This window comes from Nocardioides nitrophenolicus, from assembly GCF_016907515.1.
GTDB classification, from domain to species: domain Bacteria; phylum Actinomycetota; class Actinomycetes; order Propionibacteriales; family Nocardioidaceae; genus Nocardioides; species Nocardioides nitrophenolicus.
The window spans coordinates 2,847,566-2,861,723 of the sequence record NZ_JAFBBY010000001.1 but is presented as its reverse complement, the minus strand read 5'-3'; the positions used below and the strand labels follow the sequence as shown (position 1 = coordinate 2,861,723).

15 protein-coding genes are annotated in these 14,158 nt (G+C 73.7%); 8 read left to right on the top strand and 7 right to left on the bottom strand.

The window, feature by feature from the left end:
* Positions 1–224 precede the first annotated feature (224 nt).
* The 3 genes from JOD66_RS13950 to JOD66_RS13940 form a co-directional block, all read right to left on the bottom strand.
* A complete protein-coding gene (locus JOD66_RS13950) occupies positions 225–1,019 on the bottom strand; it encodes a PadR family transcriptional regulator (protein WP_204837451.1) in 795 nt (264 codons plus the stop codon).
* Between the two features lie 137 nt (positions 1,020–1,156).
* On the bottom strand, positions 1,157–1,327 hold the full coding sequence (locus tag JOD66_RS13945; protein ID WP_204837450.1) for a hypothetical protein: 171 nt from the start codon (positions 1,325–1,327) through the stop codon (positions 1,157–1,159).
* 31 nt (positions 1,328–1,358) lie between these two features.
* Entirely contained in the window at positions 1,359–3,299 is a 1,941-nt protein-coding gene (locus JOD66_RS13940; RefSeq protein ID WP_204837449.1) for a M3 family metallopeptidase, read from the bottom strand.
* 193 nt (positions 3,300–3,492) lie between these two features.
* Between JOD66_RS13940 and JOD66_RS13935 the strand changes: the two genes are divergently transcribed.
* From JOD66_RS13935 to JOD66_RS13910, 6 genes are all read left to right on the top strand, one after another.
* The gene (locus tag JOD66_RS13935; protein ID WP_204837448.1) at positions 3,493–4,023 is read left to right on the top strand and encodes a TasA family protein; all 531 of its coding nucleotides are present in this window, start codon (positions 3,493–3,495) and stop codon (positions 4,021–4,023) included.
* A gap of 2 nt (positions 4,024–4,025) precedes the next feature.
* Complete coding sequence (locus tag JOD66_RS13930; RefSeq protein ID WP_204837447.1) at positions 4,026–4,607, top strand: signal peptidase I; 582 nt, start codon at positions 4,026–4,028, stop codon at positions 4,605–4,607.
* 180 nt (positions 4,608–4,787) lie between these two features.
* On the top strand, positions 4,788–6,590 hold the full coding sequence (locus JOD66_RS13925) for an Ig-like domain-containing protein (RefSeq protein WP_204837446.1): 1,803 nt from the start codon (positions 4,788–4,790) through the stop codon (positions 6,588–6,590).
* Positions 6,590–6,970, top strand: coding sequence for a hypothetical protein (locus JOD66_RS13920; RefSeq protein WP_204837445.1), 381 nt, complete (start codon positions 6,590–6,592; stop codon positions 6,968–6,970). Before JOD66_RS13925 ends, JOD66_RS13920 begins: the two co-directional genes overlap by 1 nt.
* A complete protein-coding gene (locus tag JOD66_RS13915) occupies positions 6,971–7,720 on the top strand; it encodes a response regulator transcription factor (RefSeq protein ID WP_443678764.1) in 750 nt (249 codons plus the stop codon).
* On the top strand, positions 7,713–8,987 hold the full coding sequence (locus JOD66_RS13910; RefSeq protein ID WP_204837444.1) for a sensor histidine kinase: 1,275 nt from the start codon (positions 7,713–7,715) through the stop codon (positions 8,985–8,987). Before JOD66_RS13915 ends, JOD66_RS13910 begins: the two co-directional genes overlap by 8 nt.
* Here JOD66_RS13910 and JOD66_RS13905 read toward each other — a convergent pair.
* The 3 genes from JOD66_RS13905 to JOD66_RS13895 form a co-directional block, all read right to left on the bottom strand.
* Complete coding sequence (locus tag JOD66_RS13905; RefSeq protein ID WP_204837443.1) at positions 8,959–10,176, bottom strand: RNA polymerase sigma factor; 1,218 nt, start codon at positions 10,174–10,176, stop codon at positions 8,959–8,961. The genes JOD66_RS13910 and JOD66_RS13905 overlap by 29 nt on opposite strands.
* Positions 10,173–10,523, bottom strand: coding sequence for a YciI family protein (locus JOD66_RS13900; RefSeq protein ID WP_204837442.1), 351 nt, complete (start codon positions 10,521–10,523; stop codon positions 10,173–10,175). The genes JOD66_RS13905 and JOD66_RS13900 overlap by 4 nt, the downstream gene beginning before the upstream one ends.
* A 115-nt stretch (positions 10,524–10,638) precedes the next feature.
* Entirely contained in the window at positions 10,639–10,938 is a 300-nt protein-coding gene (locus JOD66_RS13895) for a DUF1905 domain-containing protein (RefSeq protein WP_204837441.1), read from the bottom strand.
* A 66-nt stretch (positions 10,939–11,004) separates the two neighbouring features.
* On the opposite strand from JOD66_RS13895, the gene JOD66_RS13890 reads away from it, so the two are divergent.
* The gene (locus tag JOD66_RS13890; RefSeq protein ID WP_307823514.1) at positions 11,005–12,315 is read left to right on the top strand and encodes an MFS transporter; all 1,311 of its coding nucleotides are present in this window, start codon (positions 11,005–11,007) and stop codon (positions 12,313–12,315) included.
* 93 nt (positions 12,316–12,408) lie between these two features.
* Positions 12,409–13,425, top strand: a complete 1,017-nt coding sequence (locus JOD66_RS13885; protein ID WP_307823513.1) for an NAD(P)H-dependent flavin oxidoreductase — start codon at positions 12,409–12,411, stop codon at positions 13,423–13,425.
* On the opposite strand, the gene JOD66_RS13880 is transcribed toward JOD66_RS13885, so the two are convergent.
* Positions 13,422–13,922 (bottom strand): mycothiol transferase, encoded by a 501-nt coding sequence (locus JOD66_RS13880; RefSeq protein WP_204837440.1) that lies wholly within the window; start codon positions 13,920–13,922, stop codon positions 13,422–13,424. The two genes, JOD66_RS13885 and JOD66_RS13880, sit on opposite strands and share 4 nt — an antisense overlap.
* Positions 13,923–14,158 lie beyond the last annotated feature (236 nt).

Below are 14,158 nucleotides of genomic sequence, written 5' to 3'. Positions count from 1 at the left end.
AGAAGGTGGCTCGGGTTTTGGGCCGACCCGGCAGAAAGTAGCCCAGGATCTCCGCCGAGCCGGCAGAAAGTAGCTCGGAAAACGACGCCGACCCGGCGCGAACAACGTCGCGCCGGGTCGGCGGGTTTTTTTCAGCCACCTTCTGCCGGGTCAGCGTCAATCGGGAGCCAGTTTCTGCCGGGTCAGCGTCAACCCGGCTCTACTTTCTGCCGGGTCGGCGTGAATCAGGAGCCAGTTTCTGCCGGGTCGGCGGGGTCCTCGGGGTCGGCGGAGCGGTCGGGGCCGTCGGCGAGGATGCCGTAGAGACTGCGGCGGGCCTCGACGAGTACGTCGACCGCGGCCCGGCGCTGGGCGTCGGAGCCGGCGGTGACGATCTGCCAGACCGCACCCATGACCTGGCCGATCTCGGCCTTGAGGTCGGCGTGGCCCTGGTCGGTGGGGCCGGCCTGGGCCTTCTCGCGGGAGCGGTCGAAGGGCACCCACACGGCGGCGAGCTCGTCGGCGTGCTCCTCGCACCAGGCCACGCCGGCGGCGGTGAGCCGCATCGCCCGGCGACCGCGGGCCTCGTCGATGTCGACGAGCTCCTCGTCCTGGAGCTGCTGGACGGTGGGGTACACCGAGCCGGGGCTCGGCTTCCACACCCCGCCGCTGCGGTCGGTGATCGCCTGGATCACCTGGTAGCCGTTGGGCGACTCCTCGCGCTGGTTGGCGTCGCGGAGTACGTCGAGGATGGCCGAGCGTACGTCGCCGCGGCGGACCCGCGGGCCACGGCCCGGCTCGGGGCGGCCCATGCCGAACAGGCCGGCGAGCCAGGGCGGGGGCATGCCGGGGCCGCCGGGGCCGAAGCCCGGGCCGCCGTGGCGGCCGCGGCCACGGCCGGGCTCCCCCCACTCCCAGCCGGCCCAGGCACCCCAGGGGCCGGGGCCGCCGCCGCGGTTGCGGCGCTGGGAGCCACGGGGCTCGGGGCGACCCCAGGGGTCGCGGTCGTCGTACGGACGGAAGTTGTCGTGGTGTCCCATGGCGGGACCTCCTTCGGTTGCTTGGGGCCTCGTGAGCCCCGATCGGTTCGAGATATCGCGAGAACAGTTCGTGTTCGTATCGCGATATATCGCAACCGTACGTGACAGAAAGCCACCACGCAAGCCTCAGCGGCTCGTCAGGCCCGGCTCGAGCGCTCCGGCGCCTCGGTCCGCTCCAGCGCCCACTCCCGACGGAGCGCCCACCGGGCCCGGGCCACCCCCACCACGGCGATCAGCACCAGCACCACCCACAACCCGATCCCCGCGATCCACAGCACGTCGGGGAGACGCGTGCGTCGCGCGATCATGACGCGACTCGCCCGCCCTTGATCACAAGTGTCAGCGCGCCAACCAGGCGGCGTAGGACGCGAACGAGAACGGTCGGCCGAGGAAGTCCGCGACCAGGTCGGCGGCGTCGCCGGCGCCGCCCGGCACGAGCACCCGGTCGCGATAGCGCTGGGCGACCTCGGGACGGAACAGGTCGGACTCGTCGAAGGCGCTGAACATGTCCTTGGCGATGACCAGCGACCACATGTAGGTGTAGTAGCCCGAGCTGTAGCCGCCGAGGTGGCCGAAGCTGGCGAACATGTGGGTGCCGGGCAGATAGGGCAGCGCGGCGTACCGGCCCTGTAGCTCCCTCATCCGCGCGGTGAGGTCGGGTGCGTCGTCGCCGTGGACCCGGTCGGCGTGGAACCAGTACGACATGGCGGCGTAGAACATCTGGGTACGGGCGTAGATGCCCTTGCCGTAGTCGTCGGCGGCGCGCATCGCGGCGACCAGCTCGACCGGGATCGGCTCACCGGCGGCGTCGGTCGCGAAGGTGCGCAGTACGTCGGCGTGCCAGGCCCACTCCTCGAGCATCTGGCTGGGCGCCTCGACGAAGTCCCACTCGGTGGCGACCCCGGCGTAGCGGAACCAGTCGCCGTGGCCGCCGAGGACGTGGTGCAGCAGGTGGCCGAACTCGTGGAAGAGCGTGACGACGTGGTCGTGCTCCATCAGGCCGCGCGAGAAGTTGCAGACCAGCACCCCCTCGGGCAGCTGCTCCCCGGTGACCCCGTCGGCGAGGGTGAACTGCGCGGCGTGCTTGTACTTGCCCTCGCGGGGGTGGAGGTCGAGGTAGATCCGGCCGATCCGCTCGGTCTCGCCGTCGCGGCGGACGTCGTAGGCGGTGACCTCCTCGTGCCACGCGGGTACGTCGACCTGCTCGTAGCGCAGCCCGAACAGCCGGCCGGTGACCTCCAGCAGCCCGGCGCGCACCTTGGCGAAGTCGAAGTAGGTGCGCACCCGCTGGGAGTCGACGTCGTACTCCTCGGCGCGGACCAGCTCGGCGTAGTGGTTGTAGTCGTAGCCCGGGACCTCGGTCGCGTCCGGGAAGTCGCGGCGGTAGCGCTCGAGCAGCTGGGCCAGGTCGCGGCGCATCGGCTCCTCGGCGGCCTCGACGATCCGCTCGATGAAGGCGGGGATGGCGGCGCCGTCGCCGATCATCTTCACGTCGGCGTCGTACGACGGCCAGTCGGCGTACCCGACCGTGGTCGCCAGCTCGTGGCGCAGCGCGAACAGCTCGGTGAGCAGCGGCTCGGTGGTCGGCCAGCCCCGGTCGAGGAAGGCGATGGTGACGTCGCGACGCACGTCCTGGTCGCGGGCGAACATCCGCACCGGGATGGAGTCGGGGTAGTCGGTGGTCACGGTGACCATGCCCTCGTCGTCGACGGGGTGGGCGGCCAGCCAGTCGTCGGGCATGCCGGCGAGCCGCTCCGGCGGGACCCGCACGGTGCGGACGTCGTCGCGGATCACCCGGCTGAACTCCTGGTCGAGCTCGGTGATCCGCTCCCGGATCTCCGCGATCCGGGCGCGGGTGGCCTCGTCCTGGTCGACGCCCGAGCGCCGGAAGTCGTCGCGCACCTTGGCGAGCAGCCGGGCGGCGGCCGGGTCGTGGGCGACGGCGGCGTCGTCGAGGGCCGCGAACACGTCGTACAGCGCGCGGTCCAGGCCCCAGGCGGTGGCGATCCGCTGGGCCTCCTGCTCGGCGGCGTCGGCGAGGTCGCGCACCTCGTCGGAGGGGTGCACGTTGCCGAGCAGCGACCCGGCCGCGGCGGCGTTGCCGAGGTGGCCGGCGGCGCGGTCCCACTGCCGCAGCACGTCGATCGGGTCGGCCGGCGGCGTGGCCCGCAGCGCGTCGACCAGCTCGCTCGCCCGCGCCAGCTCGGCCTCGGTGCGGGCCCGGAACCAGGCGGGCCAGTCGGCGGCGGAAGTCGGGAGGACGAGGGGAGCCGGCGTCATGGCGCAAGCGTACGAGTGCGCCCGCCGTGACGAGCTGTGACGAGCTGTGGGGAGTCGTGGCGAGCTGTGGCGATTTCGGGGGACTCGTGCGGGGCTCGTGTGGACCGGCTGTGGATCGCCGACGAGCAGAGTTCTGGTCATCACCACCGCCGCTGCTCGACCGAGCACGACCCCCACCAGGAGAACCACCGCCATGCGTCTGTCCCGCAAGATCCTCGTCCCCCTCGCCACGCTGTCCGCCGCCGGCGCCATCGCCGTGGGCTCCGGCGCGACCTTCACCTCGCAGTCGGGCAACACGATCAGCGCGGTCACCTCCGGCACCCTGGCGCAGGCCAACTCCAAGGACGGCGGCGCGATCTTCGACCTGACCAACCTGAAGCCGGGCGACACCCTCAACGGCACCCTCTCGCTGACCAACACCGGCAGCCTGCCGGCGTCCTTCAGCCTGACCGAGACCTCCTCCACCAACGCCTTCAGCGGCGACGGGCTGAGCCTCGCGATCACCAACACCACCACCGGGTCGACCGTCTACAGCGGCACCTTCGGCGGCCTCGTCGACGGCGCCAAGACCGACCTCGGCGTGATCCAGCCGGGCGTCGCCAACGTCTTCCGGTTCACCGTGAAGCTGGCCGCCGCCGCGCCGAACGCCGACCAGGGCAAGACCGCGTCGGCGGCCTACCAGTGGGACTCGGTCCAGCTCAACGGCGACACCTACAACCGCTGACCATGGCCGCCCACCGTCGTCCTCCCGGCCCCGGAGCCGCGCGCCGCGTCCTCAGCGGCGCCGGCACCCTCGCCCTGACCGTGGTCTCGCTCGCGGCCGTCGCGTTCGTGCTGCCGTCGGCCTTCGGCTTCCAGCGCTACGTGATCACCGGCGGCTCGATGACCGGGACGTACGACAAGGGCTCGGTGGTCTTCGAGCGCGCGGTGCCGGCCGCCGACCTGGAGGTCGGCGACGTGATCACCTACCAGCCGCCGGCTGCCTCGGGCGTGACCACGCTGGTCACGCACCGGATCATCCGGATCGGCCACGACGAGCAGGGCCGCCAGGTGCTGCGGACCCAGGGCGACGCCAACCCCGATCCCGACCCGTGGCGGTTCTCGCTCACCGCCGAGCAGCAGCCGGTCGTGGAGCACGCCGTGCCGTACGTCGGGTGGGCGTTGATCGCGCTGGCCGACCGCGACACCCGGATGCTCGTCATCGGCGTACCGGCCGGCCTGATCGCCCTGCTCAGCCTCGGGCAGCTCGTCGCTGCCCTGCGTACGCGTCCGGACCCGGCACTGGGGGGTCGAGTGCGGACGGCCTGACGGCCCGGCGCCGTCAGGAGGGGGACAGCCGGGCTCGCGCCTGTGGGAGCGCGAGCCCGGCGCTCGCCCGTTTTTGTGGAGATCGCGTGACTCGCCCGTGGATCTCCCGTGGCGTCGGCCTCCCTAGCGTTGACGACGAGCCACCCACTCCGCCCACTCCCCTGTCAGAAGGACGCCCCGATGCGCTACCCGACCGCGTTCCGCGTGGCCGTCCTCGGCCTGCTCAGCGGGCTGCTGGTGCTGGGGTCGACGACCTTCTCCGACGCCACCTACGTGACCTCGAGCTCGACCACCGCGACCGTCCGGGCCGCCGCCGACTGGACGCCGCCCGCCGTCACGCTCGCCCAGCCCGGTACGCCGGTCCAGGGCACGGTCACCCTGACCGCCACGGCCACCGACGGCGAGTCGGGCATCACGGCGGTCGTCCTGCAGTACCTCGCCCCGGGGGCGAGCACCTGGATCACGCTGTGCACCGCCACGGCCGCGCCGTACTCCTGCGCCTGGAACACCAAGGGCGGTGCCGACGGCGGCTACGACCTCCGCGCCCGGGCCACCAACGGGGCGGGCTACACGAGCGTGTCGGACGTCGTCAGCACCACGGTCGCCAACAGCGTGCTGGTGGTGCTCGACGACCCGGGCGACGTCGTGCGCGGCAGCGTCGCGTTGAAGGCCACGGTCTACAACGGCGGCGTGCTGCCGTGGCTGGTCACGGTCCAGTACACGACCAACGGCGGCACCAGCTGGAAGTCGCTGTGCAGCGGGCTGAGCGCCCCGTTCACCTGCACCTGGTCGACCACCGGCTTCGCCAACGACTCCTTCGACCTGCGGGCGGTCGCGACCGCGGGCCTCACCTCGGCGACCTCTGCGGTCGTCAGCGACGTGCTGGTCGACAACGCCGCGCCGACCGTCGCCATGGTCGACCCCGGCAGCCCGCTGAGCGGTACGACGACCTTCGCCGCCACCGTGAGCGACGCGGGCTCGGGCGTGCAGCAGGTCGTGCTGCAGTACGCCGCTGCGGGCGGGGGCTACCAGACCCTGTGCGTGCTGACCGCGGACCCGTGGTCCTGCCGCTACGCCACGACCGGCCTGCCCGACGGCAGCTATGCGTTCCGCGCCGTCGCCACCGACGTGGCCGGCAATGTCGCGACCTCCGCGGCACTCACCGGCCGGGTCGTCGACAACACCGTGTCCTCGGTGTCCCTCGACGACCCCGGTTCCTTCCTGTCCGGCCGGGTCACGATCACCGCCCAGGCCAGCTCCACCGCGGGGGTCGCCTCGGTCCGGATCCAGTACGCCGCCACCGGCTCCGCCGCCTGGACCGACCTGTGCACCGCGACCGCGGCGCCGTACTCCTGCGCCTGGGACACCACCACCGTCGCCAACGGCTCCTACGACCTGCGGGCGGTGCTGACCGACGGCCGGCGGGCGACGGTCACCTCGGCGGTGCTGAGCGGTCGCAAGGTCGACAACAGCCGGCTGCGGGCGCTCGACGTGCAGACCGCGAACGGCGACGGGACGGCCGGCCGGGTCGACGCGGGCGACACGCTCACCCTGACCTACGCCGACGTGGTGGCGCCGGGCAGCATCAGCGCCGGCTGGACCGGGGCCGCGCTGCCGGTGAGCCTGAGGCTGCGCGACGGCAACCTGCTGGGCGGCACCAGCAAGACCGACGCGGTCGACGTGCTGCGGGGCGGCGCCGCCGTCCAGCTCGGCTCGGTCGGGCTGCGGGAGGACTACGTCAAGGGCCGCAAGACCGCGCTGTTCAGCGCCACGATGACCGCGACGACGGTCACCGTCGACGGCACGGACCGCACCGTCGTGACCATCACGGTCGGCTCGCTGGCCAGCGGGAACGGCCTGCGCACCGTCACCACCGCGTCGACGATGGTGTGGACGCCGTCCACCGCGGCGCTGTCGACCGGTGGCGGCGCCTGCGCGGCGACGCCGGCGACCGAGTCCGGCGCCTCGGACCGGGAGTTCTGATGAGCGCCCCGACCCGAGGCTCCCGGACCGCGGCGGCGCTCACCGCGCTGCTCGGCGTGGGCCAGCTCGGCTGGGCGATCGGGGGCGAGCGCGCCTCGACCACCGCGCTGGTGCTGGCCCCACTCAGCCTCCTCGCCGCGGCCGCGCTGCTCCGGGTCAACTGCCTCGAGAGCCGGCTCGCCGTCGTCCTCGTGGTGTCCGCGCCGCTCCTGCTCACCCTGCTCGCGCTGAGCATCGGCCTGCCCGGGCAGCCCCGGCACGCCTTCGACGCCGCGACCGTCGTGGGGCTGGCGCTGCCGGCCGCCGTCCTGGTCGCGATCGACGCCGACCGCCGGGCGCGCTCCGCCCGGTCCCCGAAGCAGGCCCCCTATGCTCGGTGAGTGCCCGTGCGCCTGCTGATCGTCGAGGACGACGACGCCATCGCCGCCCCGCTCGTGCGCGCCGTCCAGCGCGAGGGCTACGACGTCGACCGGGTCGCGGCCGGCCAGCCGGCGATCGAGCGGGTCGCCGGCGGCGACGTCGACCTGGTGCTGCTCGACCTCGGGCTGCCCGACCTCGACGGCCTCGACGTGTGCCGCCGGATCCGGGCCGACGGCTTCGCCGGCGGCATCGTGATCCTCACCGCGCGGGCCGGCGAGCTGGACCGGGTGGTCGGCCTCGACGTGGGCGCCGACGACTACCTGGCGAAGCCGTTCAGCCTCTCCGAGCTGCTGGCCCGGGTGCGGGCGCTCCTGCGCCGCGCCCACCGCCCCGCGGTGGTCACCGATCCCGACGAGGCGCCGGCCACCGGCGCCGCGCCCGTCGCCCCGGTCCCCCCGGTCGCCCCCGCCGTGGATGCCTTCCGGCTCGACCGCGACGCCCGGCGCGCCTGGGTGGGCGGGAGCGAGCTGGCGCTGACCGCGAAGGAGTTCGACGTGCTCGCGCTGCTCGACGAGCGGCGCGGCGCGGTGGTGACCCGCGAGGACCTGATGGCACGGGTGTGGGACGAGAACTGGTTCGGCTCGACCAAGACCCTCGACACCACGGTCGGCCGGCTGCGCCAGAAGCTGCAGGACGCGGCCGCGCCGATCCGGCTCGACACGGTGCGCGGGGTGGGGTTCCGGTTGGAGGATTCCGTAGTCGATGCGTGAGCGGCTGGTCCTCGCCTTCGTCGGCCTCACGGTCGCCGTGATCGGCCTGTACGGCGTGCCGCGGGCCTACTTCCTGGCCGACCTGGTCCGGGAGCAGGCGCGGACCAGCCTGACCGGGAGCGCCGCGGTGCTGGCGGACCTGGTCGAGGAGCGCACCGGCCAGGGCCGCGAGGTCGACGCGAGCCTGCTCGCGGGCGGCCTGGTCGCCGCCGACCGGGTCGAGCTGGACCGCCCGTCGAGCCCGCCGATCGTGGTCGGCGCCGCCCACGAGGACGCCGACGGCGTCACGGTGAGCCGTCGCCTCGCCGACGGCAGCACGCTGCGGCTCAGCGCGTCCGGGGAGTCGATCGGCACGAGCATCCGCGAGGCACTGCTCCCGCTGGTCCTGCTCGGCCTCGCGCTCGCGCTCGGCTCGGCCGTGCTGGGCTTCGTGATCGCCGCCCGGATGGCGCGGCCGTTCCAGGACCTCGCCGCCTTCTCCCGCGACCTCGGCGACGGGCGGTTCGACATCGACGTGCCGTCGTACGCCGTCCCGGAGGCCGACGAGATCGGGGCATCGCTGCGGGGCGCGGCGACCCGGCTGGACGAGCTGGTGCGCCGGGAGCGGGAGTTCGCCGCGAACGCCTCCCACCAGCTGCGCACCCCGATCACGGCGCTCCGGCTCAACCTCGAGGACCTCACCCTGTGGCCGGAGACGGACCCGGCCGTCGCCACCGAGCTCGAGCACGGCCTGCGCGAGCTGGACCGGCTCAGCGGCGCCATCGACGAGCTGCTCGACCTCGCCCGCGGCCGGAGGATCGACGCCCAGGAGACGGTCGACCTGGTCGAGGTGGTCGACGCGAGCGCGGCTCGCTGGGAGCGCCGCCTCGCGGCCGAGTCCCGCGAGCTCGTCGTACGGCAGACCGGGCGGCGCTCCCGCACCCGGGTGCCGCGCGGTCCGCTCGACCAGGTGCTCGACGTCCTCGTCGACAACGCCCGCAAGCACGGCAGCGGCGCCATCACGGTGGAGGTGCGCGACGCCGGCACGCACCTGGAGATCGTCGTGGGCGACGAGGGCACCGCGCACCTCGGTCCCGAGGTGTTCCGCCGCGGCGTGAGCACCGGCAGCCCGGGCTCGGAGGGGATCGGCCTGGCGGTCGCCGCCGAGCTGGCCGAGGTGTGCGGCGGCCACCTCTCCCTCGACGCGGCCAGCCCCACCACCCGCTTCGTGCTCTGGCTCCCGCCGCGCGACCGCGGGGTCAGCCGGCCAGCTGTCCCCGCTTCCTGAGCAGGTACGCGCGCTCGGCCTGGTTGTCGCACACCGCCAGCGCGGCGTCGTACTGCTCCCGGGCGTCGGCGCTGCGGCCGAGCCGGCGCAGCAGCTCGGCCCGGGTGGCGTGCCAGGCGTGGTAGCCGTCGAGCGGCAGCCGCTCGACGATCGCGAGCGCGACCTCGGGGCCGTCGAGCTCGGCGACCGCGACCGCACGGTTGAGCGCGACGATCGGCGAGGGGTCGATGCGCGCGAGCTGGTCGTAGAGCGCGACCACCTGGGACCAGTCGGTCGCGGCGGCGGTCGGGGCGTCGGTGTGGACGGCGTTGACCGCGGCCAGGATCTGGTAGCGGCCGGGCCGGTTGGCGGCGAGGCAGGCCCGGACCAGGTCATGGCCCTCGGCGATGAGCGCCCGGTCCCAGCCGCCGCGGTCCTGCTCCTCCAGCGGCACCAGCTCGCCGCCCCGGACCCGGGCGGTACGCCGGGCCTCGGTCAGCAGCAGCAGCGCCAGCAGCCCGGTCGCCTCGAGGTCGGTGGGCAGCAGCTGGTGGACGATCCGCGCCAGCCGGATCGCCTCGCCGGTGAGCTCCGCGCGGATCGGGTCGCCGTCGCCGGAGGAGAGGTAGCCCTCGTTGAAGATCAGCAGCACCACCGCGAGCACGGCGCCGACCCGCGAGGGCAGGTCCTCGTTCTCCGGCACCCGGTACGGGATGTTCGCGCCCTTGATCTTGGCCTTGGCGCGGGTGATCCGCTGCGCCATCGTCGTCTCCTGGACGAGGAAGGCACTGGCGATCTCGGCGACGGTGAGGCCGCCGAGCAGGCGCAGGGTGAGCGCGATCCGGGCCTCCGGCGCGAGCGCCGGGTGGCAGCAGGTGAAGATCAGCCGGAGCCGGTCGTCCTCGATGACGCCGGTCGGCGCGTGGGGTGTGTCGTCCGCGATCATGACGGCTGCCTGGTGCTTGCCATCACGGAGCTTCTCGCGGCGGATCCGGTCGATCGCCCGGTTCCCGGCGGTGGTGGTGAGCCACGCGCCGGGATTGGGCGGAACGCCGTCCGCCGGCCACTTCTCGAGTGCCGTGACGAGCGCCTCGCCGGCCGCGTCCTCGGCGAGGTCGATGTCACCGAAGCGCCGGACCAGGGAGGCGATCAGCCGGCCGTACTCGTCGCGGAAGATCCGTTCGACGGCTGCGCGGGCGTCCTGGCTCATTCGGCCTGGAAGGGACGGACCTCGACCTTGCCCTGGCAGGCCTTCGAGCCCGCCGCGGCGTACTTCAGCGCGGTGTCGTGGTCGGGGACGTCGATGATCCAGAAGCCGCCGATGTGCTCCTTGGTCTCCAGGTAGGGCCCGTCGGTGACGACCGGCGCCTCGCCGGACCCGTCGACCACCGACGCCGACGCGACGGTCTCCAGGCCGCCGGCGAACACCCAGACCCCGTCGGCCCGGAGCTGCTGGTTGAAGCGGTCGGTCGCCTCGAACATCTCCTGCATCTGCTCCGCGGTGATCTGCGCGTAGTCGTCGTCGCTGCCGTGCACGGCCATCAGGTACTGGGTCATCGGAATCTCCTGGTATCGGTCGGGGTGCGGTCCCGGGTGCCGCTCACCCTGTCCACGAACGGGCGAGGCCCGCCACGACAGCGTCCCACGAGAATTCTCCACCGCTCCGCGGCGCTCAGGCCAGCCGCTCGGTGAGGTGCACCTCGACGGTGTCCCCCGCGGCCTTGCCGGAGTCGACCCGGAGCGCGGTGGCGACCGGCAGCTTGTGGGTGCCGTCGCCGAGGGCCATGAAGGAGGTCTCGAAGGGCGTGCCGTCGACGGTGCCGCGGACCTTGACCCGGCCGCGGGTGCCGAAGCGCGCGACGGACTCCGGCCAGACGACGTACGTCCAGCCGCCCTTCGCCTCGCTCCGGCGGAGGGTCTCGGTGAAGGTGATGTCGAGCGGACCGACGCCGCTGTGCTCGGAGGTGCTCATGGAGATGTCGACCGGGTCGGCGGGGCCGATTCATCGCCGGGCGCGTCGGCTCCGTAGCCTGCTCCGGTGAGTCTTCGCGGGATGCTGGCCGACACCCGGCCGTTGCGGAACCCGCACTTCCGGCGGCTGTGGACGGCCAACATCGTCACGGTCGTCGGCGCGCAGCTGACCGTCGTCGCCGTCCCGGCCCAGATCTACGCCGACACCGGCTCGTCGGCGTACGTCGGCCTGACCGGGGTGTTCGGCCTGGTCCCGCTCGTCGTGTTCGGCCTGTGGGGCGGCGCGCTCGCCGACCACTTCGACCGGCGCACCATGCTGCTCGTCACCACCTGCGGCCTGATCGGCACCGCCGCGCTGTTCTGGGTGCAGGCCGCGCTCGGGATGAGCAACGTCTGGCTGCTGCTCGGGCTGTTCTCGGTCCAGCAGGCCTTCTTCGCCGTCAACCAGCCGACCCGCTCGGCGGTGCTGCCGCGCCTGCTGGACGAGGACGTGCTGCCCGCGGCGAACTCGCTCAACATGACGGTGATGCAGGCCGGCGCGATCGGTGGCCCCCTGATCGCCGGCATCCTGATCCCGTTCACCGGCTTCGCCTGGCTCTACGCCGGCGACGCGGTCTCGCTCCTCGCGACCCTGTGGGCGGTGGTCCGGCTGCCGGCGCTGCCGATCGAGGGCGTGGTCACCGGGACGCCGGGCCTGCGCTCGGTGGTCGAGGGGATCGCGTACCTGCGCGGCCAGCCGGTGCTGATGATGTCCTTCCTCGTCGACATCATCGCGATGGTCTTCGGGATGCCGAGGGCGCTGTTCCCCGAGATCGCCCACGAGAGCTTCCTCGGCCCCGACGAGGGCGGCCTCGCCTTCGCGCTGCTGTTCGCCGGCATCCCGGCCGGCGCGGTCCTCGGCGGCGTCTTCTCCGGGTGGGTCTCCCGGGTCAGCGCCCAGGGCCGCGCGGTCATCTGGTGCATCGTCGTCTGGGGCCTGGCCATGGTCGGCTTCGGGCTGGCGGTGCTCGGCGCCGACGCGCTGCCCGACGCGCTGCCGGGGTCGGTGCACACCTGGCTCGCGGTCGCCGTCCTCATGCTCGTCGTCGGCGGCGCCGCCGACATGGCCTCGGCCGCCTTCCGCACCTCCATGCTGCAGACCGCGGCCGCCGACGAGGTCCGCGGCCGGCTGCAGGGCATCTTCGTGGTGGTCGTCGCCGGCGGCCCGCGGATCGCCGATGTCGCCCACGGTGCCAGCGCCGCCATGGTCGGTACGGCGACCGCGGCGGCCGGCGGCGGCGTACTGGTCGTCGTCCTGGTGGTCGTGGCGGCGCTCGCCGTGCCGTCGTTCGTGCGCTACCGGATCACGTCGGGGGTCGGGTCCGGTCGTCGCATCTGACGAATGGGCTGTAGAACCGCCCCGTTCTCAACCCATTCGTCAGATGCGCGGCCCACGACCTGACCATGCGGGCCGGTGAGCCACCATGGAGAGGTGCCCCTGCTCGACTCCGACCTCCCCCTCGCCGCCGCACCGATGGCCGGCGGCCCCACCACGGCCGCGCTCGCCGCGGCGGTCACCGCCGCCGGATGCTTCGCCTTCGTGCCGGCCGGCTACCTGAGCGCCGAGGCCTTCGCCGCCGAGCTCACTGCGGCGCACGCGACCGGGAGCCCGTTCGGAGTCAACCTGTTCGTGCCCCAGCCGGGTACGATCGACCCCGCGGCCTTTCGCGCCTACCGCGAGGCGATCCGTCCCGACGCCGACGCCCTCGGTGTGGACCTGCCCGTCGAGCCGCGACACGACGACGACGCCTGGCGGGAGAAGGTCGCGCTCCTCGTGGCCGACCCGGCGCCGGTGGTGTCGCTGACCTTCGGGCTCCCCGAGCGGGCCGACATCGACGCGCTGCGAGCCGCGGGCTCGCGGGTCCTGGCGACCGTGACCACACCCGAGGAGGCCCGCGCCGCCGAGGACGCCGGCGTCGACGGCCTGGTCGTCCAAGGACCCCGCGCCGGCGGGCACAGCGGCACCTTCGACCCGCGCCGCGCGATCACCGACGCCGCCACCGCCGACGTGGTGCGCGCGGTGACGGGCGTGACCCGGCTGCCGCTGGTCGCGGCGGGCGGGGTGAGCGGGCCGGCCGACGTACGCGACCTGCTGGCGGCGGGCGCCGAGGCGGTCGCGGTCGGCACCCTGCTGCTGCGCGCCCCCGAGGCCGGTACGACGACCACCCACCGCGCCGCGCTCGCCGACCCCGCCTTCACCGACACGATGCTCACCCACGCCTTCACCGGCCGGCCGGCCCGGGCGCTGCGCAACTCCTTCGCGCGACGACACCACGCGGACGCGCCGTACGGCTATCCGGAGCTCCACCACCTCACCCGCGAGCTGCGCCGGGCCGCCGCGCGCACCGGCGACCCCCATCGGCTGCACCTGTGGGCCGGCACCGGCTGGCGCAGCGCCCCGGAGCGACCGGCCGGCGAGATCCTGCGCGAGCTGAGCGCCGGACTCTAGGAGGCCAACAGCCCCTTCACGTAGGCCGCCTGCCCGGCGTGCTGAGCGCAGTCGTCCACCACGCTGACCAGCCGCACGCCGAGGGTCACCGGCGGGTCCCAGCGGGTGTCGACGACCCGGTCGAGCTGGTCCGGGGCGAGGCCGGCGACGAAGTCGAGGGTCCGGGCATGGGTGGCCCGGTAGTAGTCCATGAGCAGCCCCGCCGGCGCCCGCACCTGCGCCACCTGCGCGCTGGAGTGGCCGTACCCGATGTCGCGGGGGTCGAGCGACAGGGCGAACCGGTCGGCGTACTCCTCGGTCCAGACCTGGTCGGTCCCGGCGACGTCGGCGACGTGGTCGTCCTGCACCCGGGTCAGGTGCCAGACCAGCCACGCGATGCTGTTGGCGTCCGGCCCCGGGCGCTGGACGAGGAGCGCGTCGTCGGCCCCGTCGAGGACGGTCTCGACGACGCCGAGGACGCGGGAGAAGGCATCGGTCAGCAGGTCGGCAGGGGTCATGGGGTCGACGCTACGCCGGGGCCGGGCGCTGTAACACGCAGTCCGCCGCTCCTCATGACCCCCACCCCACCTACCCGACCCGCACAGACCCCCTCCGCCGACGTCTGGGGTCACGTAGAACAGCGGACAACGTGTTACAGGCCCGGCCAGCCGCCCGTCGCGTCAGCCCCACGACGTCCGACCGGAGCGCTCGGCCCCGGTTGGCGCTGTAACACGCAGTCCGCCGCTCCCCATGA